Origin of the sequence: Corynebacterium sp. ACRPE, from assembly GCF_022347435.1 — a bacterium.
Taxonomy (GTDB): Bacteria; Actinomycetota; Actinomycetes; order Mycobacteriales; family Mycobacteriaceae; genus Corynebacterium; species Corynebacterium tuberculostearicum_D.
This window is the reverse complement of sequence record NZ_JAKRNA010000006.1, coordinates 1-24,458: the sequence shown is the minus strand read 5'-3', so window position 1 is coordinate 24,458 and position 24,458 is coordinate 1. Positions and strand designations below refer to the sequence as shown.

Sequence of the window (24,458 nt, the reverse complement as noted above, 5' to 3'; positions counted from 1 at the left end):
CCCCGTTCTTCCTAGCGCCCCCGCCACCGCGGCGGGGGCGCTATTGTTGTTTTAGACCGTCGTGCTATAGCCCGCCCCTACCGAAAGGAACCACTGTGCTCGTAGCCGCTTTAGTTCTCGCCCTCGTGGCATTCGTGGCCTTGGTCAACTTCGTTATCTCGGGAGCCGACTGGTCGTTGTATATCGTTTTTGCCGCCGCCGGCATCGGACTCGTGTGCTTCATCCTGGACTGGGCGCATAAGCATCGCGCTGATAAAGCCCAAGCAACTGAATCCCCCGAGCAGGAGGCGCTGCGCGCAGCCTTCCGCGAGGACTAACGCCGCGAGACCCCAAGCTTTCGGTTGCAGGCATGCCAATAAGGCGCACGAGGCGCCTTATTCCGCGGTCGGGCTCTAGCAATCGGGCGGTTGCCACCGAATCTGCCCGTTCGTCCGGGCAAGTCGCCCGCGCAGCGGCGGGGCGTTGGGATCGTCATCGTTGGCGCCATTGTGGTACGCGCAGGCTGTGGATAAGTTCGCGATATTGGTCAATCCACCGTGCAACCACGGCTCCAGATGGTGAATTTGGCATTCGTCGGCAGGCTTAGCGCAGCGCGGCCATGGGCATACCGGATTTTCCGCACCCGCCATCAACCGCTGCTTAGCATTGGCGAAGCGCTCCGTGCGGTACAGGTTCACCGCGCCTTCATAGGGGCTCACCAGAGTAATGAGTCCATGCTCCTTTAACGTGCGGCGCACATACTGCGCACCCGTAAGCGTTGCTCCGTTGGTCATCTGCAAGGTGATTTCCTCACCATCGCCGTTGACGATGCGCACGTAGTCTTCCAGGCGCACGATGACATTGGTTACCACCGTGCTTCGTTGCCCCGTATCACTGCCGAAGAAGGTATCTTCCACCACATCCAGCGGCTTTTTATCCTGGTTTTCCACGGCCGCGTGGAGGTCAGCAATGAACGAGGATGAGCCGTCGATCGCTAGCGTCCACGGCGCATCCTTGCGGCGGATGATGCGTATACCAGGCTTTATCTTGCGCTTTTTCTTCGGAACCTTGGATTGCGCCAGCTTTTCTAGTGCCGCTGCTGTGGCCTTGGTGGTACATAGCTGTTCGCGGAGGACCCAGGCGTCGAAAAGCGTGGGCATCTTGCGCGCATACTTTTCAATGATGGATAAAGCAACGATGGAATGCCCATTGTGCTGAGCTCCTTCGATGGCACGACGACGCTTCCTTGTGAACTTGGTCGTGCCGCAGTACGCCTCTTTTAGCAATGCCAGCTCGCGGGCCGTCTTTTCAGCGGCGCCTCGCGCGCAGAGGTCGTCCTCAGACATGCCTGCGCACCCGAGGACGATGTCCATCCCGGGTGCCATGGCTGCGAGGTAAGTATCTAGCGCGTTCACGATTCACAATCTATTTCCCCGCGCAAGCCCCCACAAGGGAAAATTTTTAGCCTGTGGATAACTTCTTGTGCACTAAGATTCTGGGGCGCTATACTGTGGCCTACACGCAGTGATCCGGCCATCACCGGGGAGCAATTCAGAAGAACAGCCAGTGTGGCCCAGTAGAACTGAACGGGTGGGACCGTCAACTCCTTCACCGAAACGAAGCGGAGCCTTCGGGCTCAAGCAGGGTGGTACCGCGAGCCTTAAAGGCGCGTCCCTGCACCGTGTTAAGAGTGAAGGATAATTATGGCGAAGAAGATTTACCCCAAGGTCGACATGACCGGCGGCTCCAGCCGCTTCCCAGATATGGAAGAGGAAGTCCAGAAGTACTGGAAGCAGGATGATACCTTCCAGGCTTCGCTGGAAAAGACTAAGGACTGCCCAGAGTACATCTTTTATGATGGCCCTCCATTCGCAAATGGCTTGCCGCACTATGGCCACCTTTTGACTGGTTATGTGAAGGATATTGTCCCGCGCTACCGCACGATGGCTGGCAATTACGTACCTCGCGTATTCGGCTGGGATACCCACGGTCTGCCCGCTGAGCTGGAGGCGGAAAAGCAGCTGGGTATCACTGAAAAGGCGCAGATCGAAGACATGGGCTTGGAAAAGTTCAATGAATACTGCGCTAAGTCCGTGCTGGAGTACACCGACGAGTGGGAAGAGTACGTCAACCGCCAGGCCCGCTGGGTGGACTTTGGCAACGGCTACAAGACCATGGATATCAACTACATGGAATCGGTCATGTGGGCGTTCAAGGAGCTTTATGACAAGGGCTTGATCTACAAGGGCTTCCGAGTTCTTCCGTACTCTTGGGCGGAGCACACTTCTTTGTCCAATCAGGAGACCCGCCTGGACGATTCTTATAAGATGCGCCAGGATCCGACCCTGACGGTTACCTTCCCAGTGGAGGGCGCGCGCGAGGGAAGCGCGGCAGAAAAGACGTTGGCGGAGTACCCTGCGCTTGCCGACGCCTCTTTCCTCGCCTGGACCACCACCCCCTGGACCTTGCCTTCGAACGAGGCCTTGGCGGTTCATCCAGAGGTTACCTACGTGCTCTTTAAGGCTACGGAGGGCGATTTTGCTGGCCGTACCTTCATCATGGCGGAAAACCTGCTGGCCACCTTGGAGAAGGAACTAGGGGAGGCCGAGGTACTGGAGACGTTTACCGGCGCGCAACTCGAGGGCTTTACCTATGAGCCTATCTTCGGCTTCTTCCCGGATCTGCGCAATGCCTACCAGGTCTTGATCGCTGATTACGTCACCACAGAGGACGGCACCGGTGTGGTACACCAGGCTCCTGCGTTTGGTGAAGACGATATGAATACCACCAACCAGTACGACATCGAGCTGGTCATCCCGGTGGACGAGGACGGCAAGTTCACCTCGCAGGTTCCGCCTTATGAGGGCCAGCTGGTCTTTGACGCGAATAAGGACATCATCAAGGACCTGAAGGCTGCTGGGCGAGTGGTGCGCCACGTAACCATCGAGCACTCCTATCCGCACTCGTGGCGCTCGGGCGAGCCGCTTATCTACATGGCGCTGCCGGCCTGGTTCGTGAAGGTGACCGAGTTCCGCGATCGCATGGTGGAGCTTAACCACAAGGAGATTGAGTGGCTGCCGGAGCATATCCGGGATGGCCAGTTTGGCAAGTGGCTCGAGGGCGCGCGCGACTGGAATATCTCTCGTACCCGCTACTGGGGTGCGCCTATCCCGGTGTGGATGTCCGATGATGACAACTATCCGCGCATGGATGTCTACGGCTCCTTGGATGAGCTGGAGCGCGATTTCGGAGTTCGTCCGGAGTCGCTGCACCGTCCGCACATCGACGAGTTGGTGCGCCCGAACCCGGATGATCCGACCGGTAAGTCGATGATGCGCCGCGTGCCAGACGTGCTGGATTGCTGGTTTGAGTCCGGCTCGATGCCCTTTGCGCAGAAGCACTACCCATTCGAGAATAAGGAATGGTTTGAGACCCACTCGCCGTCCGATTTCATCGTGGAGTACTCCGGTCAGACGCGTGGTTGGTTCTATGTGATGCACGCGCTGTCCACCGCGCTTTTTGATCGCCCGGCGTATAAGAAGGTCGTGGCCCATGGCATCGTGCTCGGCAACGATGGCCTCAAGATGTCTAAATCCAAGGGCAACTATCCGAACGTCAATGAGGTCTTTGATCGTGATGGTTCGGATGCCATGCGCTGGTTCCTGATGTCTTCGCCTATCCTGCGCGGAGGCAACCTGATCGTGACCGAGCAGGGCATTCGCGAGGGCGTGCGCCAGGCAATCTTGCCTATCTGGAATGCCTATACCTTCCTGCAGCTCTACGCAGAAAAGGAAGCAAAGTTCGACACCAGCTCCACGCATGTTTTGGACCGCTATATCTTGGCCAAGACCCACGACGTCGTGGACAATGTCAACGCGGCGCTTGCCGATACCGATATCGCCACGGCAACCGAAGAAGTACGCCTGTTTGCCGACGTCCTGACCAACTGGTACGTCCGTCGCTCGCGCGATCGTTTCTGGGAGGGCGAGGACGCCCATCCTGAGGCGTTTAATACCTTGTACACCGTGCTGGAGACCGTGACTCGCGTGGTGGCACCGCTGCTGCCGCACGTGGCAGAGGTTATCTACCGTGGACTGACCGGTGAGCGTTCGGTGCACCTGGCGGATTACCCGCAGGCTGCGGACTACCCGTCCGATGCAGAGCTTGTCTCTGCGATGGATGCGACCCGCGCGGTCGCTTCGGCCGCGTCCTCGGTGCGCAAGTCCAATAAGCTGCGCAACCGCTTGCCGTTGCCGAAGTTGACGGTGGCCCTCAATGGGGCGCAGCGCCTGGCGGACTTTGCCGATATCATCCGCGACGAGGTCAACGTTAAGGAAGTTGAGCTTACGGACGACGTCGATTCGGTAGGCACCTTCCAGGTTGTCTGCAACGCGAAGGTTGCCGGCCCGCGCTTGGGCAAGGACGTGCAGCGCGCCATCAAGAACCTCAAGGCGGGCAACTACGAACGCCGCGGCGAAGAGGTTGTAGTGGACGGCGATATTGTGCTTGGCCCGGATGAGTATACCGAGCGCCTGCAGGCAGCGAATCCGAAGTCGACCGCGCGTATCGAAGGCCTCGACGGCCTGGTAGTACTCGATACCGAGGTGACCGAAGAGCTCGAGGCCGAAGGCTGGGCGGCGGACGTTATCCGCGGCCTGCAGGATGCCCGCAAGGCTTCTGGGTTCGAGGTCTCCGACCGCATCGCGGCCGTGCTCTCTGTCCCAGAGGAGAAGAAGGCCTGGGCGGAGCGTCACGCCGACCACATCGCCGGTGAAGTGCTCGCCACCGATTTCCAGGTGACCACCGAGGCGCTCGATGGTGCGGACGTGCACGAGGTGGTGAAGGGGGTTAACGCTACCGTCGTTAAGCAGTAGCGCGTAACTTGCCACCTAAAAGTAATTGCCCAGCCTTAGCGGCTGGGCAATTTTTTTATGAGTGATAGGACTTAACGGACCGGGCCGGGCAGATGAGCGCGCCAGCCGAGGACGACGTTAACGAGGCAGCACAGTGCGAGCACGGCGCCAATGAGGAATAGGGTGGTAAAGCCGAGCAGCGGCGCGAGTGCGCTGAAGGCCATGGGGATGAAGAAGCCGGTATAGGAGACCGAGTAGTACACGGCGGTGAGGCCGGCGAGTTCTTCGGCACGGGCGATGCGCTGGACCTCGGAAAGACCGGCGACAAGGGCGAGGCCGTAGCCTGCGCCCATGACGGCGGCACCGGCGATGCCGAGCGGCAGGGAGCGAGTATGGGAGGCAACCGCACCGAGGATGGTGCCGACGGTGATAACGCCCATGGCAACTGCGGAAGCGCGGGCCGAGCGGCTGGTATCGATAACCTTGCCGAGCATCTGGATGCCGACGCCGCAGCCCAAGGTGATAACGGTCATCAGGCCCGAGAAAGCGATGGGGGCATCGCCGGCAGACTTGGACAAAAGCTGGGGCAGGAGGGCATAGGCGGCGCCAGCGCAGCCGAAGACCCACGGTGCGACCGGCAGGACAATGCGCACGAAGCGGCGGTGTGCTGCGGAGGGAATGTGCAGCATGCGCAGCATGTCGCGGATGCTCAGGTCAAGGAAGGAGTCTTTTACCGTAGCGCCCCGCGGCGGGCGGGTTTCCGGGGTCTTCATCAGCCAGATAGCGGTGGCGACGGTGAGGAGGATGTGCAGGATATACGCCAAGTGGGTCGGCCACGGGCCCCACTGGGCCAGCACCGATGCGAGGCCGGCGCCGATGAGGAAGCCTAATGTCAGGCACATGGAGGCGTGGCGCGGGCCGGCAGCGGGATCGCCGCCTGCGCGGGTGATGAGCTCTGCCACCCACGTGGAGCCGACGGCCATGACGATGCCCAAAGCCAAGCCGCACATGATGCGGCCCACGGCAATGACGAGTGGCTCGTTCGGTGCGATGGACAGAAGGAAGGAACCGAGTAGCGATAGTGGCGCGGCAGGCAGCATCGTGGGGCGGCGGCCAATGTAGTCCGAAAGCGGGCCAGAAATCAGCAGCGCAGGCACGATGCCGAGCACATAGGCGGCCAAGAGGCCATTGACGGTGACCTGCGAGAAGTGTGACTCCTCGCGGTACATGACTAGGAGAGGGGTGAACTCATTGCCGCCCCACGCGACAGCGACCATGCTGCCAGCGACGGGAAACCATGAGTGTTTGGCAAACTTTTCGGTCATAGTTGATTCCTCGAGTTGGTTAGGTGGGTGTCCAATGCGGAAAGGTAGGCGTCGAGGTCGCCGGTGCGGAGGGCATCGGCAAGCGCGCGGTGCTGATCCACGAAGGTGCGGGCGCGGGCTACGTTGCGGCCAATGGCCGTGGCGGTAAAACGCTGCTGGCGTTCGCGCAGCTGGTGTCCCAGCCCGGCCAGCAGGGTATTGGCCCCGCCATCCATGATGATCTGGTGGAAACGCGCATCTAGGTGCGTATAGGCATGCAGGTCTGCGCCATTCAACGCAGTGTCCTGCTCCGCGATGGTCGCGTCTAGCTGGTCAGCGATGTCCGCGCGCTCGGCATCAGACATTGCGCAGATCTTTTCGGCGCAGTGGCTATCCACGAGCAAGCGTGCCTCATAGACCTCGCGGATTTCTTGCGGGCTGATCGGCACGATGAGTGCACCCCGCCTGGGGTAGAGCTGTAGAAAGCCTTCGACCTCTAGGCGCAGGAAAGCCTCGTGCATCGGGGTGCGGCTAATTCCCATTTCGGTAGCCAGGGAGGCCTCGGAAAGCATCTGCGAGGGCTCGAAGGAGCCGTCAATGATCTTCTCTTTGACGAAGTCATAGGCGCGCTCCGCGGCGGGCTGCATTCGTTCATTGGACATGCATCCATCTTGCATGCAAGCTTGCATGCAAGCAAGCGTGCAGTGGCACTTTGTGGGGAACGGATCTAGCCAGGCAAACGTGTGACGTGGCACGTATCGGGGTCGAAGAGTAAGCCGTGGCCCATGCCGACCCAGCCGATGAAGGGGGCGTCGGCAAGCGTGTGCGGGGTGTGGACGTGCCCGAGGATCCAGGCATCGGCCTCGCAGGCCTGTAGCTCAGCCACGGAAAGCGGCAGGCAGGTGCCTTTAGAAAACTCACCGGTGACGGAAGAATGTAGGAGGCCGAGGAGGGGCCCGTCGCAGCGGCGGGGAGGAAGCTGGAGGTGGCGCGGGTCCGGATCGGTGGCCACCGCTGCGGTTAGAACCGTGGTGTTTCCTATGCGAAAGGTATGCACCTGCGTGCCGTGGACTGTGACCTCGGGCGGTAAGTCCAGGTTGTGGTGGGTATCGTGGTTGCCAGAAATGAAGTGGACCTCGCCGAACAGTGTGGCAGCGTGGGCCATTACGGCGCGGGCCTGGGGCACGAATTCGGACGCCTCAGCGTTGCGGTCGATGATATCGCCCAAGCACACGCACGCCGTGGCTCCACTATTGGCGGCAACTTCGAGTTCTTGCAGGGCCCACTCCAGCCCGGGGGCGCCAGGGAGACCTAAGTGGAGATCTGAAAAGACGAAGATGCTAGCGGGCATGTGTGGCCTTCCGGTTTTGCCACCAGGTGATAGCTACCAAGACAACGGTGGAGGTTCCGACGCCGATGAGCGTCATAGCCATGGCCTCGGCACGGTGGCCTTGATCGAATTGGTTCATGATCCACGGAGCCAAGAGGTTGACTTGGCTCGGGCGAATGAGTGAGGACATGACCAGCTCGCGGATGCCTACGAAGAAGGCGAGGAGCCAGCCAGCGAAGATGCCAGGGGCAAGCAGGGGCAGGGTGATGCGCCCAAAGGTATGCAGAGTGGAGGAGCCGGAAATTGCAGCGGCCTCGTAGACGGTAGGGGAGACGGACTCTGCTGAAGCCTTGATGTTTTGGATGGCCATGGGCAAAAAGAGCACGGTGAAGGCCATAACTAGCATGCCCATAGTGCCGTAGGGCGACCATGGCAGCCAGGGAGAGTTCCACAGCAAAATAAATCCAATGGCCAGGACAATGCCGGGTACGGTGTCGGGGGCGATGGCCAAGAAATCGCTGAATTTTGCGGTAATGGTGCTTTGGCGGCGGGTGAGCACCGTGACGAGGACGCCGAGAGCAACGGCGGTGGTCGCGCCAAGGGCGCCTAGTCCGATGGAGCGAACAAGTGCCTCTTGAGCGGTGGGCATCTGCACAACGATGGAAAAGTAATCGAAGGTCAGGTTATTAGGCGTAGGCGGGGCCGAGCGCAGAATGGTCATCGCGGCCAAGGTGATGGAAAGGTAGGGGATGACCACCGCGGCCATGAAGATTATTGCGGTTACCACAGCGCCGAAGACGGTGCCGACCGAGCCGAGGCGGATACGTACGGGGCGGCTTACTCGGCCACCGCCGGAGAGGTCGCGGCGTGAAATCCACTGTTGGAAAGCCCAGGCGGTCACGCCGATGGCAAAGAGAACCGACGAGGAGGCAGCGGCGCTGGAAAAATCGAGGGGGTCGATGGTGACGTCTTCATAGATGGAGGAGACGAGCACCTTGTAGCCAATGGCGTTGCCAAGCGTGACTGGGGTGCCAAACTCGCCGGCGGCCTTAATGAAGATAATCAGCGCGCCGAGGGAATAGGGCCCAACAACATTCGGGGCGATGATGCGCACGGCCTGTTGCCAGCGGCTCGCGCCGGCTATCTGTGCCATCTCCAGCGTGGACGCCGGAATGGAATTGAGGCAGGTGCGCAGGATGAGGTACAAGAATGGGAAGAGTTCCGCGGCCATGATGAAGGCCATGCCCCACACCGAGTAGATGGCATCGTGGGCGAGTTTGCCGGCGCCGTGGCCGAGCAGCATCTCGGCCACACCACCGCGGCGGGTGAAATCCATCCACGCCATCGCTGCCGCAAAGGGTGGGGTCATAAACGGGATCATGATGACGATCTCGATCCAATTGGCCCTGCTAAACCGCGTCCACGAACGGAGGAAGGCGAGCGGCGCGGCCATGAGCGTGGCAAAAGCCACGACCAGCACGGAGAGCAGGACGGTATTGCCAAGGATGTGCAGCATGCCCGGTTGGATAATGCTGCCTAGGGCTGAGGGCTCATCGTGGTAGCCCACGGCCGCGTTGACCAGCACGGAAGCCAGTGGCGCGGCGACGAGGGCGAGCAAGATGAGAAGGACCCCGTAGATCCCAAGGCCACGTTGGGGAGTGGTGGTGGAGCTCATCGGTTACTTCAGGTAGCGCTTGGCAAAGGTTTCCTTGATGTCCTTGGACTGAGAAACCAGGCCATCGAGGTCATCGTTGAGGGTCTTAATCTCATCCAGCTTCGGGCCATTCTGTGGAGCGATGTCCTTATTGGCCGGGATCATGTTCTTGGAGGCCGAGATCTCCTGTGCCTCATCGGAGAACATGAAGTCCACGAATGCCTCGGCTGCTTCCTTGTTATCGGAGGACTTGAGGATCATGACTGGGCGCGGGGTAACCGTGGTGCCGGAGGTCGGGATAGCAACCTCGAGCGGCTCGCCCTTCTTCTGTGCGGAGTATGCGGAGTAGTCAACGCCGCCGAGGACAATGCCGCGCGAGCCGGAGGTGACCTGGTCCAGCGCTGGGCCATTGGCACCTTGGACGATCATGCCGTTGTCAAAGAGCTTGTCAAAGAGATCCCAGGTCTTCTCCTCGCCCCACTGATCTACCATGGCCGCGATGAGGTCGGCTGCGGTACCGGATTCGCGCGGGTCCGGCATGATGATTTGGTCCTTGTACTTTTCATCGGTGAGGTCCTCCCAGTCCTTCGGGGCCTCGTCCACGACGTTGGTGTTGGTTACCAGCGCTAGGGCCGAACCATCGCGGCCGGTAAACGCCCCGCTTTCCGACGCCCACTTGGACTCAATCTTGTCCGCTCCCTCCGGCGTGTACTTTTCAAGGGCGCCGGACTTTTCCTGCTTGCTAGCTGCCGCCCAGGAGGCGAGGTAGACCACGTCAGCCTGCGGGTTGGCTTCCTCGGCCTTGAGCTTGGCGGTGATCTTGCCGGTGGTATCGGCAAAGACGTTGACGTGGACGTCGGTCTTTTCTTCGAAGGCCTCCACGAGGGCGTCGGTAAGCCCCTGCGGGTTAGCCGAGTAGTAATCCACCTCGCCGGACAGGCCTTCAGGTGCCTGCCACTTTTCGGCAGAAGAGGTGGACTGGTCGGTGGCGGTATCGGCGCTGTCCTCGACGGATCCGCAACCGGTCAAGGCGAGCGCACCAGCAGCGGTGGTGGCGATGGTGGCGGTGAACTTCTTGGTAAACATGTGTGGCTCCTATGCAGAAAGAGAAGATGGATAGTTGAGGTAGACGGTCTCGCCGCGAGTGAAGCGATGCGGTGAATACGTCACCCAGGGTTCCTCCGCCCCGGGGACGTCGCAGCGCAACTCGTAGCGCCCACCGATGTAGTGAGCGCCAAGAACCTGCGCCTCGACCCGGCGCGGGGAGGCGCCGGTGTCCTCCTCCGCAGTGGTGACGGTGAGATTTTCTGGACGTACGCTGGGCAGCCGTGGGTGGCGGTTCATGGTGCCTACAAAGCCAGCGATGAAATCGGTGGCCGGCTGTTCATAAAGGGTGACCGGGTCCGCGAATTGTTCGATATGGCCCTGATTCATAACCACGACGCGATCCGACATGGCAAGTGCCTCGGCTTGGTCGTGCGTGACGTAGATGACCGTCAGCCCCAGCTCCTGTGCCAGCTGGGTGAGCTCGGCGCGGATTTGCACGCGCAGCGCGGCGTCGAGGGCGGACAGTGGCTCATCCATGAGCAGGAGGTCCGGATTCGAAACCAACGCACGGGCGATGGCGACGCGTTGCTGTTGGCCGCCGGAGAGCTGGTTTGGCCGCGCCTTCGCTTTGCTGGTGATGCCCACCATGTCCATGCAGGCGCGCACCTTCTCGGACCGCTGGCCTGCCGCCACCTTATTGCCTGGGGTTGTCAGCGGAAACTCGATGTTCTTTTCCACCGTCATGTGCGGCCACAGTGCGAGGTCTTGGAAGACCATAGACAGCCGGCGCTTGTTGACGGCCACATTGGTCCGCGGACCATAAACCTCTCTCTCACCAATGGCAATGGTGCCCGCATCAGGAGTTTCCAACCCGGCGATGCAGCGCAACAGGGTGGACTTACCACAGCCGGAGGGACCCAGAATAGAGATGAATTCACCGCGGTTGATGCTTAGATCGGTCTCGTGGAGGCCCGTATTATCGGCGAATTCGCGCTTAACGCCGCGCAAGATGACGTGGGGTGAGTTCATAATCAGCGAAATACTTTCTTCAAGAAATAACCTCGAAAAAGATAAGGCCGTAATATTGCATGTGGGTGACGTGAAGATGGAAAGAAATAAAAGCTTTAATTAACGGCACGCAAACGCCCAGGAGTGCACCCGAGAGCGCGCCTATTAGACTGGGCCGCATGCAACGCTGGGTTCTACACATCGACATGGACGCGTTTTTCGCCTCCGTCGAGCAGCTAACCCGGCCTACCCTGCAGGGGCGTCCCGTCTTGGTGGGCGGCACCAGCGGGCGCGGCGTGGTGGCTGGCGCCTCCTATGAGGCGCGCGTGTACGGTGCGCATTCGGCCATGCCGATGTACCGCGCGCAGCAGCTTGTTGGACTTCGCGCGGTGGTGGTGCAGCCGCGCCGGGCGGTGTATTCAGCGGCCTCGCGCCGCGTATTTGGCATTATCGCGCAACACGTGGAGGTCATTGAGCAGCTTTCTATCGATGAAGCCTTTATGGAACCCGCCGCCTTGGAAGGAGCGAGCGCGGAGGAGGTCAAGCGCTGGGCGGATGAGCTGCGCGCGCTCATTCGGGAAGAGACGGGCCTGCCGTGCTCCATTGGTGCGGGATCGGGCAAGCAATTTGCCAAGATTGGATCGGGTGAAGCGAAGCCTGATGGCACCTTTGTTATCCCAGCGGAGCGCCAGCTAGAAATGCTGCACCCCCTTGCGGTGAACAAGCTGTGGGGAGTCGGCCCGGTGACCGGCGCGAAGCTCAAGTCCATCGGCGTCGAGACCATTGGGCAGCTGGCGGCGATGACGCGCAAGGAAGTAGAGATTTCCATCGGCAGCGTGGTGGGGCTGCAGCTGTGGCGGCTGGCCCGCGGCATTGATGACCGTGAGGTGGCGCCGCGCGCTATTTCTAAACAGATTTCTACTGAGCACACCTACCCGAAAGACTTGCAGACCGCCCCTGAGGTCGATGCAGCCATCACTCGCGCGGCTGAGGGCGCTCACCGCCGGCTGCTTAAGGACGGGCGCGGCGCGCGCACCGTAACGGTAAAGCTGCGCATGGCGGATTTTCATATCGAATCGCGCTCGACCACCTTGCCCTACGCGACTGACGACGCCGCCGTGCTCACCGCCGCCGCCTTCAAGCTTGCTCGCTACCCCGATGAGCTGGGGCCCATCCGCCTGGTAGGGGTGAGCTATTCCGGCCTAGAGACCGCTCGCCAAGACGTGCTTTTTCCGGAGCTAGACCGCGAAATAGTGCGCCCTGCACCGGCAGACACGGACTATGAAACTGGGGTGAGCGACGACGCAGCACCGGCCGTTCCAGCGCCTACGGTGACGGTGGAGGAAGAAACCGATAACCAGTGGCACGCCACGCAGGACGTCTTCCATCCCGACTACGGCCACGGTTGGATTCAAGGCGCCGGCCACGGGGTGGTCAGCGTGCGCTTTGAAACCCGCGCCACGGGTCCCGGCCGCACCAAATCCTTCGCGGCCGACGATCCCGCGCTCGTGCCAGCAGACCCGCTCGACTCACTGGATTGGCAAGACTGGCTGACCAGCGAGGACTAGCCCTCCTGAGCAAAAAGCTCTGCCGGATCGGTACCGGTGGCCAGCGCCGCCGCGAGCAGGATTCGCGCTTGGCTCGGGCGGAACCATCCGGCGTTGATGGCGCCACGTTTGCCCAGGCTCGCGCCACCGCCGTCGCCACCGTAAGCCAGCGCCGTCGGGCCATAGGGTGTGCGGGTAGAAATGATGACGGGGAGGCCGGCGTGGAGGGCGTCGGCAAGCGCGCGGCCCATGTCCTCGCCCATATTTCCCGAGCCCATGGCCTCCACAATGAGACCGGTGGTGGGGGAGTTTACGGCGGCGTCGACCAGCAGGCGCCCCGCTCCCGGATAGGCGGGGATGATCTCGATACGCTGCGACGCCAGCGGGGCAGGATGCAAACGCGGGGTGGTGCCAGGAACCGGCAGCGACTCAAACCCGCGCAGGTCACTGGTGTGTCGCTTGCGCGCACCGCGCGCCGGGATGGTCTCGCCGCCGAAGCAGAGGAAAACCCCAGGGCGCCCGCTGGCCGCAAGCTCGCGGGCAGCCCGCAGATTGGTGGGGCCGTCGGCCGCGGGGTGATCGTAGGCGCGCTGCGCGCCCGTAAGCACGATGGGTTTTTCTCTTCCACAGAAAAGTTCCAACGCCAGCGCGGTTTCCTCCATGGAGTCGGTGCCATGGGTAATGATCACGCCACCGATGTCCTCGCGCGCGGTGTGCTCGTTGACCACCGCAATGAGCTCATCGAGGTCTGCCAGAGTAATAGAGGAGGAGTCCAGCTGGCGAAACTCCACTACCTCGGCGTCGATTTCAGCGGCAAGGTCCGCGCCGGAGATTGTGGGAACCAGGGAACCATCGGCCACGGTGGTGCACGCGATCGTGCCGCCGGTGGCTATCAAAGCAAGTCGGGTCATGCACTCAAGGTTAAAGAAATCTCCGCCCACGCGGCGGGCGCAGCCCGGAAAAGGCTGGTGCAGCTGTAAACTGATGGGAGTTTAGAACCCAGACGTGAGGAGTTAGAAGTGAAATTCCGCAAGTTTAGCGCCGCGTGCCTCGCACTGACCGCGGCCACCGCCCTGGCCGCCTGCTCTTCCGATGACGAGCAGGACGATACCGCCGCCACCAACACCGAGGCGCAGGAATCCGCGGCTTCCGACGGCGATTCCGCCGCCCCAGCGCTGCCATCCCCGGCGGATCTCAACGCCATCTTGGCCAAGGCCACCGATCCGAACGCCTCTGAGCAGGAAAAGACCGCCACCGTGCAGGGCGGCGAGACCGCACCGGAAATCTTTGACACCATGGCACAGTCCAAGCAGGAATCCGGCGCCGAGTTCGAGGTCGTCGATCCCGTACTTCCGGGCTATGACCCGCAGTCCGTGCTGACCACCGTGAACTTCACCACCGCTGACGGCCAGCAGCAGACCGCTGACCAGGTGGAATTTGTCTACGAAGACGGCACCTGGAAGCTTTCTAAGGCCTGGGCTTGCACGCTCATCCAAAACACCGTGCCGCCGGAGCAGGTTCCGGAGATGTGCGCGGATACCGGCGCCGGTGCCTCTGCACCCGTCCCGGCACCGGCCGAGGGCGACGCTGCCCCGGCTGAAGGCGACGCCCCGGCTGCCGGCGCCGAGCAGGCGCCAGCCGAGGCCCCCGTTGAGGCCCCGGCCGAGTAATTAGGAAAAGTTCAGCTCCGTCAGGCTCGACTGCACCACGCGCAGCTCGGAGCCGGCGGCGCCATAAATGACCTTCGTGTCGAAAGATACGTCACCGCCCACGGGCAGCGGCTTGCTCAGGTCCACCGTGATGTTGCCCTTGGATTGGGTGCTGGAGTCCACAACCTTGAGCTCCTTGTCCTCCAACTCCGTGCCCTGGGCCTGGCCCTCAAAGGACAGCGCGCCTAGCGACGGCCGCTGTTCTACCTCTACGTTGAGCTTGACCTGGTCGCCCTCGATGGAAGCGACCGTATAGCGCGTGGTCTGCAGCAGGGTGGACTCGCCGGTAACGCGCGAATCCACCGTCCAGCTCGCTCCCTTGCCTACCTCCTCGGTGGGGAAAACCACGGGCAGGGCCGTCAGCTTCATAATTGCCTGTTCCACGGAGCCACGGGCTTCATCCGTGGCCTCCTGGGGTGCGGCAAGGCGCAAGGAATTCATCTGGCCGGTATTTTGGCCGCGCCAGCCAAATTGAAATCCCTCGGCCGAGGAGACGTCGGTGTCGCCAGAAGTTTCCGGCGCACCGGCCGTGACAAAGGCATTGCGGGTGGCCGGCAGCTGGTCTTCGACGTCCTCGCTAGCCTTATCTACCTTGGCCGATAGCGGCAGGGTAGTGGTGGTGGATTCGACGTCGGAAGCCTGAAACTTCTCGGCCGCTGACTTTCTGAGCAGGTCCTGCGAAAAACCCTCGGTAACGCGGTAGTTCACGTCCTGCGTGGAGTCGATATCGCGGTATTCCAGGAGCTTTTTCTCCCCAGTGCCGGGATTGTCCACGGTTACGCGTGGGGCGTCGATAGTCAGGCCCACGGGCTGTTCTACCGCGGGTCCCGGCTTTTCATAGGAACACGCCGTAAGCGCTACGGCGGCTGTGGTCAGGGCTGCAAAAACTTTGACTCGAAACACGCTTACCAAAATACCGGACGCTCCCGTTTAGAATAGAGCGGGTGAGTCAAAAACGAAGGAGCAAGACAGGACTTATCGCCGCGGTTGTCATCGCCGTGGCGCTGGTGGACCAAACCGTGAAACAAGTAATGCTCTCCATCCTTACGGAGGGCGAGCCCCTGCCGGTCATTGGGGACTGGTTCCGGTTTACCCTGCTTTTTAACCCTGGCGCCGCCTTTTCCATGGGCGGGGAGGGATCGACGTGGCTTTTTACCACCATCCAGCTGGTCTTTGTGCTCGGCGTGGCCATTGCCGCCCCGCGCATTACCCACTCCGGCCAGGCAGTGGGCCTAGCGCTTATCGCCGGAGGCGCGCTGGGTAATTTCGCCGACCGCATCTTCCGCGCCCCCGGCTTCTGGTTCGGGCACGTGGTGGACTATATTTCGGTCGGCTCTTTCGCCGTGTTCAATATTGCGGACGCGGCCATTACCTGCGGCGTGGTGCTGTTCATCATCGCCATGGTGCTGGAGGAAAGGAAGGCCGAGCATGAATAGGCAGATGCGCAGCTTCCCCATTCCTGAAGGCCTAGAAGGCATGCGTGCCGACGCCGCCCTGGCCAAGCTCCTTGGCCTGTCCCGCAGCGCCACCGCGCAGCTGTGCGCCGAAGGCAGCGTGACCATCGATTCCCAAGAGCTGGGCAAGTCCGAGCGGTTGACCTCCGGCAACGTGGTCTCCGTGCTTTTGCCGGAGCCAGAAAAGCCGTTGCTGCCGCGCGAAGAGCTGGTCGAGGGCATGGACGTGCTCTACAGCGATGCCGATATCATCTGCGTGCATAAGCCGGTGGGCGTGGCCGCACACCCCAGCGTGGGTTGGGACGGGCCGACGGTGATTGGTGGGCTGCGCGCGGCCGGTTATACCGTGGCTTCGTCCGGGCCGACCGAGCGCCAGGGTATCGTGCACCGCCTCGATGTGGGCACGTCTGGCGTGATGGTCGTGGCCTCTTCGGAGCGCGCCTATTCCGCGCTTAAGCATGCCTTTAAGTACCGCAGCGTGAAAAAGACCTACCACGCCGTGGTGCAGGGCCTGCCGGATCCCATCGAGGGCACCGTCGATGCGCCTATCGGCCGCCACCCCAAGTCGGGCTGGAAATTCGCCGTGCTTGACGACGGCAAAGCGGCCGTCACCCACTACAGCCTCATCGAGGCCTTCCGCGAGGCCAGCCTCATCGAGGTGCACCTAGAGACCGGCCGCACTCACCAGATCCGCGTGCATATGTCCGCCACCGGCCACCCGTGCGTGGGCGACCCAATGTACGGCTCGGATCCCAACTTGGCTAAGCGCCTTGGGCTTCAGCGTCAATGGCTGCACGCGGTAAAGCTCGGCTTTACCCACCCCGGCACCGGCAAGTGGTTCGAGATTGAAGCGCCGTACCCGGCCGATCTCGAGCACGCTTTGGAGGTTCTGCGGGGATGAGGAAGGTCTACCGGCGGCGTCGGCTAGCGGCCCTAGCGGTGCTTGCGGTGCTTTTCCTGGCCGCGCTCGCGCTTTTTGGCACCTTAGGGCCCCAGGCTTCTTCGCAGGTGCAAGGAGACCAGCTCGGCCCAGATGGCGAGACGCGCGCGGAGTATATTGCGCGCGTGTCCGGTAGCGACATTCCGGACGCGCCTGCCTACGCCCTTGTCACCTTCGACGAGGATTTGCCACCCGTAGCCGCTGCGGCCGCCGTCGCCGCGGCCCCGCGCATGGATGCCATCCTGATCGGCTCCACCGCCCCCATTGACGTCCCCGAACCCACCGCCGGCGAGGACCGGGCCGCGGTCATCCAACGCGCCTTCGACCGCATCGATGCCTCCTATGGGCAGCGCCCCACCGCGGTGAGCGCCGCCGTGGTGTGGGGGTCGGGCGCCCAGCTTGCCGACGTCGCCTCCACCCCCTCCGTCGCCGCCGTCGAACCCGCACCTGCGGACGCCGCCTGGGGCAGCTTCGCCATCCGCCCTCCCAGCTAATATCGCCCTCCTGGCCCCTGTGGCGCGCGGTGGCCGCCCAGTGCTTTTAGCATCTAGGGCATGGAACACATTCGGGCTTATATCGCGGCGCTCAACTCGGCGATGGACATCCTCGCCGAGGCCGCCGATGCCTCCGCCGCGGACCTTACCGCCGCTGGCATGCCCGATGCGGAAGCAGAATCCGTTGCGCAGCTCGCGCAGGTCTACTTCGGGACCACCAGCTTTCGCCGCCGCCAACGCCGCGCGGTGGACGGGGCCCGCCGCAACCGGCATTCGCTGCCGACGCTGGAGGTCATCGAAAAGCATGCGCGGCGCGCGCCCACCCAAGCCCGCGCCTGGGCCCTGCGCGCCGAGCTCACCCATATCGCGTGCGATACGCGGGAGATGGAAAGGCGTGCCCGCAAGAAGCTGCGTGAGATGCGCGCTCCGCGCGAACCCAAGCCGGGGGTGCGGTTGCGGCGCCGCGCCGCCGGCAAACCCTGGACGCTGTCCATCACTGGGCCGTCCGCACTCATCGCCGAGTTGCACCAGCATGCCGGTTCGCTTGCCGACGTCGCCTCCCTCTTCCGCACCGGTACTGGCGCCGCCGCAACCGTGCGCACCAACGTTGTGGTGCCACTGGATAAGTTGGTTGGCGTGGCCCATGGCAGCGACGATGTGGTGTTGACCATGACCAATGGCGCGCAGATTACGGGTGCTGAATTGGCCCAGCGTGCGCTTGCCGAGGAGGGGTTTGTCACCCTGCTCCACCCCGTAGAGGGCCCAGTGAACCTGTATCGCATGCGCCGCGGGGCCACCTGGAAACAGTTCATGATGTCCGCGGCGGAAAATCCCACCTGCCCGGTCAAGGGATGCAATAAGCCTGCCGATGAGTGCCAGGTTCACCACATCTTCAGTTGGGCCGGGGGCGGGTGGACCAATGCGAAGAACCTCACCACCGCCTGTGCCTATCACAACGGCCGCAATGATGACCATCGCACCGGCCCGCCGCGCAATGGCCGCTTCGAGCGCACGGCCCGCGGCGTGCGCTGGGTCAACCCCTGGGATCCGCCCCCACCGGACCTCGTCGATACCGGGCCTGCGAATACAACCACCGCGTAGGCTAGACCTATGTCCTCACATCAGCCCTTTTCGCAGTGGATGCCCAACTACAAGTTTGCCTATATCGCCGCGTGGGTCGCGGTGGTGGTTTCCGGCATCGCGCTTTTAATCGGCCTTGTCACCGGCGGCACCCCGATGACGCTGGTGTTTTCCGGGATCGTATGTGCCTATGGCATCTTTCTCGTCGTGGTGATGCCGCGCTGGGCGCTGCGCGCAGAAGAAGAACAGGCGGCGCGTCGCCGCGCCCGCGCCGCCCGCGAGGAACTTAGGCGCTCCTAGCCATGCGCACTAAGTCGGCGACGTAGATAGCCACCGCCACGCCGATGATGCCGAAGCCGATCCAGCGGTGCGTCGAGAAGTGCTCGTGGGTGACAAAGAGCGCCCACAGCATCTGCATGATGGGGGTGAGGTATTGGAGCATGCCGATCGTCGATAAGCGCAGCGTCCGTGCGCCCTCCGCAAAGCAGAGAAGCGGCAGCGCGGTAATCAAGCCGGCGCTGACCAACAGCAGCGCGTGGCCGACGCCCTCGCTGGCGAAGGTGCCCTGGCCGCTTGTTTCTAGCCATAGGATGTAGCCCACCGCCAGCGGTGACATCACGAGCGCCTCCGCCGCGACCGAGACGGCCGAGGACACCCGGACCTGCTTTTTGAGCAGCCCATAAAAGCCGAAGCTGAAGGCTAACAACAGCGAAATGTACGGCGCTTGGCCGGTAAAGAACGTCAAGTACAGCACCGCGATGGCCGCAACGCCCACCGCTCCGGCCTGCCACGGGCGGAGCCGCTCTTTCAAAAACACCATGCCGAGGGCGACCGACACTAGGGGATTGATGAAATACCCCAGCGCCGCATCGGCCACGTGGTTGCTATTAATCGCCACCACGTAGGTGCCCCAATTGACCGTGATGAATACACCCGCGGCCGCAAGCCAACCCCACGTGCGCTTGTCCATGCGCGCCATTTCGCGCCACCGGCCGCTGAGGAGCAAAAATCCCGTGACCAGCACCGCGGTCCACAACACGCGGTGAGCCAAGATTTCCAGCGGCGATGCCGGCAGCAACAGGGGAAAGAACGCGGGGAAAAATCCCCACATGATGTAGGCGGCGAGCGTGTAGAGCATCACAAAATAATAGCCCATTTTGACCGCCCCGCTATGATGAGCCGCATGGCCAAAAACTCCTCCTTCGTCCACCTGCACAACCACACCGAGTTTTCCATGCTGGACGGCATGGCCAAGGTCGATATGCTGGCAGACGAGGTGGTCCGCCAAGAAATGCCGGCCGTCGGCATGACCGACCACGGCAATATGTATGGCTCTGATGCCTTCTACCGCCGCATGACCGGCGCCGGCGTCAAGCCCATCATCGGCATCGAGGCGTATATGGCGCCCGAATCCCGCTTCAATAAAAAGCGCGTGCTGTGGGGCACGCCGGATCAAAAGCGCGACGACGTCTCCGCGTCCGGTGCCTACCTCCACCAAACGATGATCGCGGAGAATGCCACCGGCCTGCGCAACCTCTTTACCTTGTCCTCGCTGGCTTCCTATGAAGGCCAGTTGGGCAAATGGCCGCGCATGGACGCCGAGCTCATCGCCGAGCATGCCGACGGCATCATCGCCACCACCGGTTGCCCCTCTGGCGACGTCCAGACCCGCCTGCGCCTCGGCCAGTTCAACGAGGCGCTGGAGGCCGCGGCCATGTGGCAGGACATCTACGGCAAGGACAACTTCTTTTTGGAGTTGATGGACCATGGACTGGACATCGAAAAGCGCACGCGCGATGGCCTACTAGAGATCGGCCGCAAGCTGGACTTGCCGCCTCTGGTGACCAATGACTGCCACTACGTGTTGGAGTCCCAGGCGCCGGCGCACGAGGCGATGCTGTGCGTGCAGACCGGCAAGACGTTCATGGACCCGGACCGCTTCAAGTTCGGCGGCACCGGCTACTACATTAAGTCGGCCGCGCAGATGCGCGAGACCTGGGACGATATGATTCCAGACGGCTGCGATAACACCCTGTGGATTGCCGAGCGCGTGCAAGACTACGGCGAGATCTGGGAAGAACACACCCACGATCGCATGCCTATTGCCGACGTCCCTGAGGGCCACACCCCAACCTCCTGGCTCACCCACGAGGTGATGGAGGGCCTGCAGGAGCGCTTCCCCGGCCAGGACGTTCCGGAAGAGTATATCGAGCGCGCCAAGTATGAGATCTCCGTTATTGAGATGAAGGGCTACCCGTCCTACTTCCTCATCGTGGCCGAGCTCATTAAGCACGCGCGCTCCGTGGGCATTCGTGTGGGGCCGGGCCGTGGCTCGGCGGCCGGTGCGCTGGTCGCCTACGCGCTGACCATTACCAATATCGATCCGCTGGAGCACGATCTCCTCTTCGAGCGATTCTTGAACCCAGAACGCCCGTCCGCCCCCGATATCGATATCGACTTCGACGACCGCCGTCGCGGCGAAATGATCACCTATGCGGCCGGGCGCTGGGGTGAAGACAAGGTAGCGCAGGTGATTACCTTCGGCACGGTGAAGACCAAGCAGGCCATTAAGGACTCGGCCAAGGTGCACTTTGGCCAGCCTGGCTTCCAGATGGCCGACCGCATCAACGGCGCGCTGCCGCCGGCGATCATGGCCAAGGACATTCCGCTTAAGGGCATCACGGACCCGGACCACGAGCGCTACTCCGAGGCCGCAGAGGTCCGCCAGATGGTGGAATCCGACCCAGACGTGAAGAAGATTTATGACACGGCGCGGGGCTTGGAGGGCGTCGTCAGGCAGGCGGGCGTGCACGCCTGTGCGGTGATTATGGCTTCGGTCCGGCTCATGGACCACATTCCTATGTGGAAGCGCCCGGCCGACGGCGCTTATATCACCGGCTGGGATTACCCGGCGTGCGAGGCCATCGGCCTGCTGAAGATGGACTTTTTGGGCCTGCGCAACCTCACCGTTATCGGCGATGCGATCGAAAACATCAAGCGCAACCGCGGCGAAGAAATCCACTTGGAGCAGCTGCATGCCGACGACCCCAAGGTTTCCAAGGTCTATGACCTGCTCTCGCGCGGCGATACGCTGGGCGTCTTCCAGCTCGACTCCGGCGGCATGCAGGAGCTGCTTAAGCGCATGAAGCCGACCGGATTTAAGGATATTGTGGCCTCCCTTGCGCTCTACCGCCCAGGCCCGATGGGTGTGAACGCCCACTGGGACTACGCGGACCGCAAGAACGGCCGCAAGGAAATCACCCCAATTCACCCGGAGCTGGAAGAGCCGCTCAAGGAAATCCTGGATGAGACCTACGGCCTCATCGTCTACCAGGAGCAGATCATGCGTATCTCGCAGAAGGTCGCCAACTACACGGCCGGCGAGGCAGATGGCTTCCGTAAAGCAATGGGTAAGAAGAAGCCCGAAGTGCTGGCCCAGCAGTACGACAAGTTCTGGGGCGGCATGCAAGAAAACGGCTACTCCAAGTCCGCCATGGACGCGCTCTGGGGCACCATCGAGCCCTTCGCATCCTACGCGTTTAACAAGTCTCACGCCGCAGGCTACGGCCTGGTGTCCTTCTGGACGGCCTACCTCAAGGCTTACTACGCGCCGGAATACATGGCCGCGCTGCTGACCTCGGTGGGTGATAAGAAGGATAAGTCCGCCATCTACCTGTCGGATTGCCGCCACCTGGGCATCAAGGTACTGCCGCCGTCCGTCAACGAGTCCGAAGAGGACTTCCAGGCGGTGGGAGAGGATATCCGCTTCGGCATGGGCGCTATCCGCAACGTCGGCTCGGAAGTGGTGGAATCCATCATCAAATCCCGCCACGACAAGGGCGCGTTTACCTCCTTTAGCGATTACCTGGACAAGATCGAGCTCGCCGCCTGCACCAAACGCGTGACAGAAGCGCTGATTAAGGCCGGCGCCTTCGATGACTTGAACCACCCGCGCAAGGGCCTCATGCTCATCCACGAGGACGCGGTGGATGCGGTGCAAACCACCAAGAAGGCCGCGGATAAGGGACAGTTCGATCTCTTCGCTGGAATCGGCGGGGGAGAAGACGACGCGGCCTCCAACGCCTTTGCCTTGGACATTCCAGAAGACAACTGGGATCGCAAACACGAGCTCGCCCTCGAGCGCGAAATGCTGGGTCTATATGTTTCCGGCCACCCTCTCGATGGCTTCGAGGAGGCGCTGGCCGCGCAGACTGACACCCCGCTGACCAAGATTCTCAACGACGAGGTCCATAACGGCCAAGAGCTCATCATCGGCGGCATCATTTCGGGCGTGGACCGTCGCTTCTCTAAGCGTGATGGCTCGCCGTGGGCCATTGTCACGGTGGAAGACCACAACGGCGCGCAGGTGGAAATCCTGGTATTCAACAAGGTGTACTCGCTCGTCGCCCCGCAGATTGTGGAGGACAATATCATCCTCGCGCGCGTGAACGTCAAGGTTCGCGATGAGCGCCGCTCGCTATTCTGCTCCGATATCCGCGTCCCAGACCTCGGCCCGGGCGGTGGCGCGGGCCTGCCGCTGCGCCTGACCATGCGCACGGACCAGTGCACCATGGAAAATATTGCCCGCCTCAAGCAGGTCCTGCTCAAAAACCAGGGCGAGTCGGATGTCTACCTCGAGCTTGTCGACGGCTCCGAGTCCACCACCATGATCCTCGGCGACCACCTGCGCGTGGAGCGATCCGGCAACCTCATGGGCGACCTTAAGGCCACTATGGGTGCGGGCATATTAGGCTGAATTTAAACTCGGCGGCGGCAGGTACCCTCCACTAATCTAGACAGCACAGTCTATATCGATGGAGGAAACCTGATGGTAAACAAGATTCGCACCACCCATGTCGGCTCGCTGCCGCGCACCCCGGAGCTGCTGGAAGCCAACCTGCAGCGCGCGGAGCTGCCGGCCGCGGAGTTTCAGGGGATTTTGGAGGCTGCGGTAGCGGACGTCGTCAAGCGGCAGCTCGATCTCGGCCTCGATATCATTAACGAGGGTGAGTACGGCCATATCACCTCTGGCGCGGTGGATTATGGCGCGTGGTGGAATTATTCGTTTAGCCGCCTGGGCGGGCTGACGATGACGGATACCGACCGCTGGGAATCGGCCGAGGTGGTGCGCTCCAAGCCGGGTGAGCCGCGGCTGACGTCGTTTATTGATCGCCGCGACCGCGCGCTGTTCTCGGAGGCCTATAATGACCCGGATTCTGGCATCTTCACCGGCCGCGCCAAGGTGGCGAATCCAGAGTTCACCGGCCCTGTGACCTACATCGGCCAGGACGAGGTCGCCGCCGATGTGCGCCTGCTTGCCGACGTCGGCCGCGCTATGCGCACCGAATATCAGGCCATCACCGATGCTGGGCTTACTGTGCAATTCGACGCGCCCGACCTGGCCGAGGCTTGGGACCAAATCAACCCGGAGCCGTCCGTGGAGGACTTCCGCGGTTTCATTCGCGAGCGCATTGACGTCCTCAATGATTCCATCGCCGGCCTGCCCAAGGAACAAACGCGCCTGCATATCTGCTGGGGTTCCTGGCACGGACCGCACGTTACCGACGTGCCCTTTGCGGATATCGTCGAGGAAATCCTGCGCGCCGAGGTCGGTGGATTCTCCTTCGAGGCCGCTTCGCCGCGCCACGCGCATGAGTGGCGCGTGTGGCAGGACCATGCGCTGCCGGAAGGCACCGTGATTTACCCGGGCGTGGTCTCTCACTCCACCAACGCGGTAGAGCATCCGCGCCTCGTGGCCGATCGCATCATCCAGTTTGCAGAGGTAGCCGGCCCAGAAAACGTCATCGCGTCGACCGACTGCGGCTTGGGCGGCCGCCTGCACCCCCAGATTGCTTGGGCGAAGCTGCAGTCCTTGGTCGAGGGTGCGGAGATTGCTACCCGAGAACTCTTCTAAAACGCATAAAGCCGCTCCAGAGTTTGAACTGCTCCCCATTAGTTGGACTGAGAAATCAGTTGCCAACAACTAGTGGGGAGCATTTTCTTTGAGAGCACGTAGTTCGCTGAGTGAAGTTCAGCGTGAGCAGTTAGTGGAGCTTTTC

21 protein-coding genes are annotated in these 24,458 nt (G+C 62.0%); 11 read left to right on the top strand and 10 right to left on the bottom strand.

Going from position 1 to position 24,458, the window contains the following annotated elements; genetic code table 11:
- Nucleotides 1-95: 95 nt before the first annotated feature.
- Complete coding sequence (locus MHY13_RS04565) at nt 96-317, top strand: zinc-binding dehydrogenase (protein ID WP_200435444.1); 222 nt, start codon at nt 96-98, stop codon at nt 315-317.
- 75 nt (nt 318-392) lie between these two features.
- Here MHY13_RS04565 and MHY13_RS04560 read toward each other — a convergent pair whose 3' ends face one another.
- Nucleotides 393-1,394: an HNH endonuclease signature motif containing protein gene (locus MHY13_RS04560; protein WP_239228168.1), complete on the bottom strand. Its 1,002-nt coding sequence runs from the start codon at nt 1,392-1,394 to the stop codon at nt 393-395.
- A gap of 288 nt (nt 1,395-1,682) precedes the next feature.
- Between MHY13_RS04560 and ileS the strand changes: the two genes are divergently transcribed.
- Nucleotides 1,683-4,853 (top strand): isoleucine--tRNA ligase, encoded by a 3,171-nt coding sequence (gene ileS, locus MHY13_RS04555; RefSeq protein ID WP_239281418.1) that lies wholly within the window; start codon nt 1,683-1,685, stop codon nt 4,851-4,853.
- Between the two features lie 71 nt (nt 4,854-4,924).
- Here the strand turns inward: ileS and MHY13_RS04550 are convergent, their stop codons facing one another.
- The 6 genes from MHY13_RS04550 to MHY13_RS04525 form a co-directional block, all read right to left on the bottom strand.
- Nucleotides 4,925-6,157 (bottom strand): MFS transporter, encoded by a 1,233-nt coding sequence (locus tag MHY13_RS04550; protein ID WP_204608375.1) that lies wholly within the window; start codon nt 6,155-6,157, stop codon nt 4,925-4,927.
- Complete coding sequence (locus tag MHY13_RS04545) at nt 6,154-6,798, bottom strand: GntR family transcriptional regulator (protein WP_239281392.1); 645 nt, start codon at nt 6,796-6,798, stop codon at nt 6,154-6,156. The genes MHY13_RS04550 and MHY13_RS04545 overlap by 4 nt, the downstream gene beginning before the upstream one ends.
- Before the next feature lie 65 nt (nt 6,799-6,863).
- A complete protein-coding gene (locus MHY13_RS04540; protein ID WP_239281390.1) occupies nt 6,864-7,487 on the bottom strand; it encodes a metallophosphoesterase in 624 nt (207 codons plus the stop codon).
- Nucleotides 7,477-9,141: an iron ABC transporter permease gene (locus MHY13_RS04535; protein ID WP_239281381.1), complete on the bottom strand. Its 1,665-nt coding sequence runs from the start codon at nt 9,139-9,141 to the stop codon at nt 7,477-7,479. The genes MHY13_RS04540 and MHY13_RS04535 overlap by 11 nt, the downstream gene beginning before the upstream one ends.
- A gap of 3 nt (nt 9,142-9,144) precedes the next feature.
- Entirely contained in the window at nt 9,145-10,206 is a 1,062-nt protein-coding gene (locus MHY13_RS04530; protein WP_239281372.1) for an ABC transporter substrate-binding protein, read from the bottom strand.
- A 9-nt stretch (nt 10,207-10,215) separates the two neighbouring features.
- Nucleotides 10,216-11,196, bottom strand: coding sequence for an ABC transporter ATP-binding protein (locus MHY13_RS04525; protein WP_204608385.1), 981 nt, complete (start codon nt 11,194-11,196; stop codon nt 10,216-10,218).
- A 158-nt stretch (nt 11,197-11,354) separates the two neighbouring features.
- On the opposite strand from MHY13_RS04525, the gene MHY13_RS04520 reads away from it, so the two are divergent.
- Nucleotides 11,355-12,743 (top strand): DNA polymerase IV, encoded by a 1,389-nt coding sequence (locus MHY13_RS04520; protein WP_204608387.1) that lies wholly within the window; start codon nt 11,355-11,357, stop codon nt 12,741-12,743.
- On the opposite strand, the gene MHY13_RS04515 is transcribed toward MHY13_RS04520, so the two are convergent.
- A complete protein-coding gene (locus tag MHY13_RS04515) occupies nt 12,740-13,633 on the bottom strand; it encodes an asparaginase (RefSeq protein ID WP_239281370.1) in 894 nt (297 codons plus the stop codon). The two genes, MHY13_RS04520 and MHY13_RS04515, sit on opposite strands and share 4 nt — an antisense overlap.
- A 108-nt stretch (nt 13,634-13,741) precedes the next feature.
- On the opposite strand from MHY13_RS04515, the gene MHY13_RS04510 reads away from it, so the two are divergent.
- Complete coding sequence (locus tag MHY13_RS04510) at nt 13,742-14,392, top strand: hypothetical protein (protein ID WP_239281368.1); 651 nt, start codon at nt 13,742-13,744, stop codon at nt 14,390-14,392.
- On the opposite strand, the gene MHY13_RS04505 is transcribed toward MHY13_RS04510, so the two are convergent.
- A complete protein-coding gene (locus MHY13_RS04505; RefSeq protein ID WP_239281366.1) occupies nt 14,393-15,334 on the bottom strand; it encodes a hypothetical protein in 942 nt (313 codons plus the stop codon).
- 32 nt (nt 15,335-15,366) lie between these two features.
- Here MHY13_RS04505 and lspA point away from each other — a divergent pair, with 32 nt between their 5' ends.
- Genes lspA through MHY13_RS04480 form a run of 5 tightly spaced genes read left to right on the top strand, consistent with a single transcriptional unit; the run spans nt 15,367 to nt 18,699 of the window.
- Nucleotides 15,367-15,867 (top strand): signal peptidase II, encoded by a 501-nt coding sequence (lspA, locus tag MHY13_RS04500; RefSeq protein WP_239193236.1) that lies wholly within the window; start codon nt 15,367-15,369, stop codon nt 15,865-15,867.
- Nucleotides 15,860-16,786, top strand: a complete 927-nt coding sequence (locus MHY13_RS04495) for an RluA family pseudouridine synthase (RefSeq protein ID WP_239228160.1) — start codon at nt 15,860-15,862, stop codon at nt 16,784-16,786. The genes lspA and MHY13_RS04495 overlap by 8 nt, the downstream gene beginning before the upstream one ends.
- Nucleotides 16,783-17,319, top strand: coding sequence for a hypothetical protein (locus MHY13_RS04490; protein WP_239281348.1), 537 nt, complete (start codon nt 16,783-16,785; stop codon nt 17,317-17,319). Before MHY13_RS04495 ends, MHY13_RS04490 begins: the two co-directional genes overlap by 4 nt.
- 60 nt (nt 17,320-17,379) lie before the next feature.
- On the top strand, nt 17,380-18,420 hold the full coding sequence (locus MHY13_RS04485; protein WP_239281346.1) for an HNH endonuclease signature motif containing protein: 1,041 nt from the start codon (nt 17,380-17,382) through the stop codon (nt 18,418-18,420).
- A gap of 9 nt (nt 18,421-18,429) precedes the next feature.
- Nucleotides 18,430-18,699 carry a permease gene (locus MHY13_RS04480; RefSeq protein WP_239281344.1) on the top strand — a complete coding sequence of 90 codons (270 nt, stop codon included), beginning with the start codon at nt 18,430-18,432 and terminating at the stop codon, nt 18,697-18,699.
- Here the strand turns inward: MHY13_RS04480 and rarD are convergent.
- Nucleotides 18,686-19,537, bottom strand: a complete 852-nt coding sequence (gene rarD / locus MHY13_RS04475; protein WP_239281658.1) for an EamA family transporter RarD — start codon at nt 19,535-19,537, stop codon at nt 18,686-18,688. The genes MHY13_RS04480 and rarD overlap by 14 nt on opposite strands.
- A gap of 45 nt (nt 19,538-19,582) precedes the next feature.
- Between rarD and dnaE the strand changes: the two genes are divergently transcribed.
- The gene (dnaE, locus tag MHY13_RS04470; protein ID WP_239281336.1) at nt 19,583-23,155 is read left to right on the top strand and encodes a DNA polymerase III subunit alpha; all 3,573 of its coding nucleotides are present in this window, start codon (nt 19,583-19,585) and stop codon (nt 23,153-23,155) included.
- A 72-nt stretch (nt 23,156-23,227) separates the two neighbouring features.
- Complete coding sequence (locus tag MHY13_RS04465) at nt 23,228-24,313, top strand: cobalamin-independent methionine synthase II family protein (RefSeq protein WP_239281334.1); 1,086 nt, start codon at nt 23,228-23,230, stop codon at nt 24,311-24,313.
- Nucleotides 24,314-24,458: the final 145 nt, after the last annotated feature.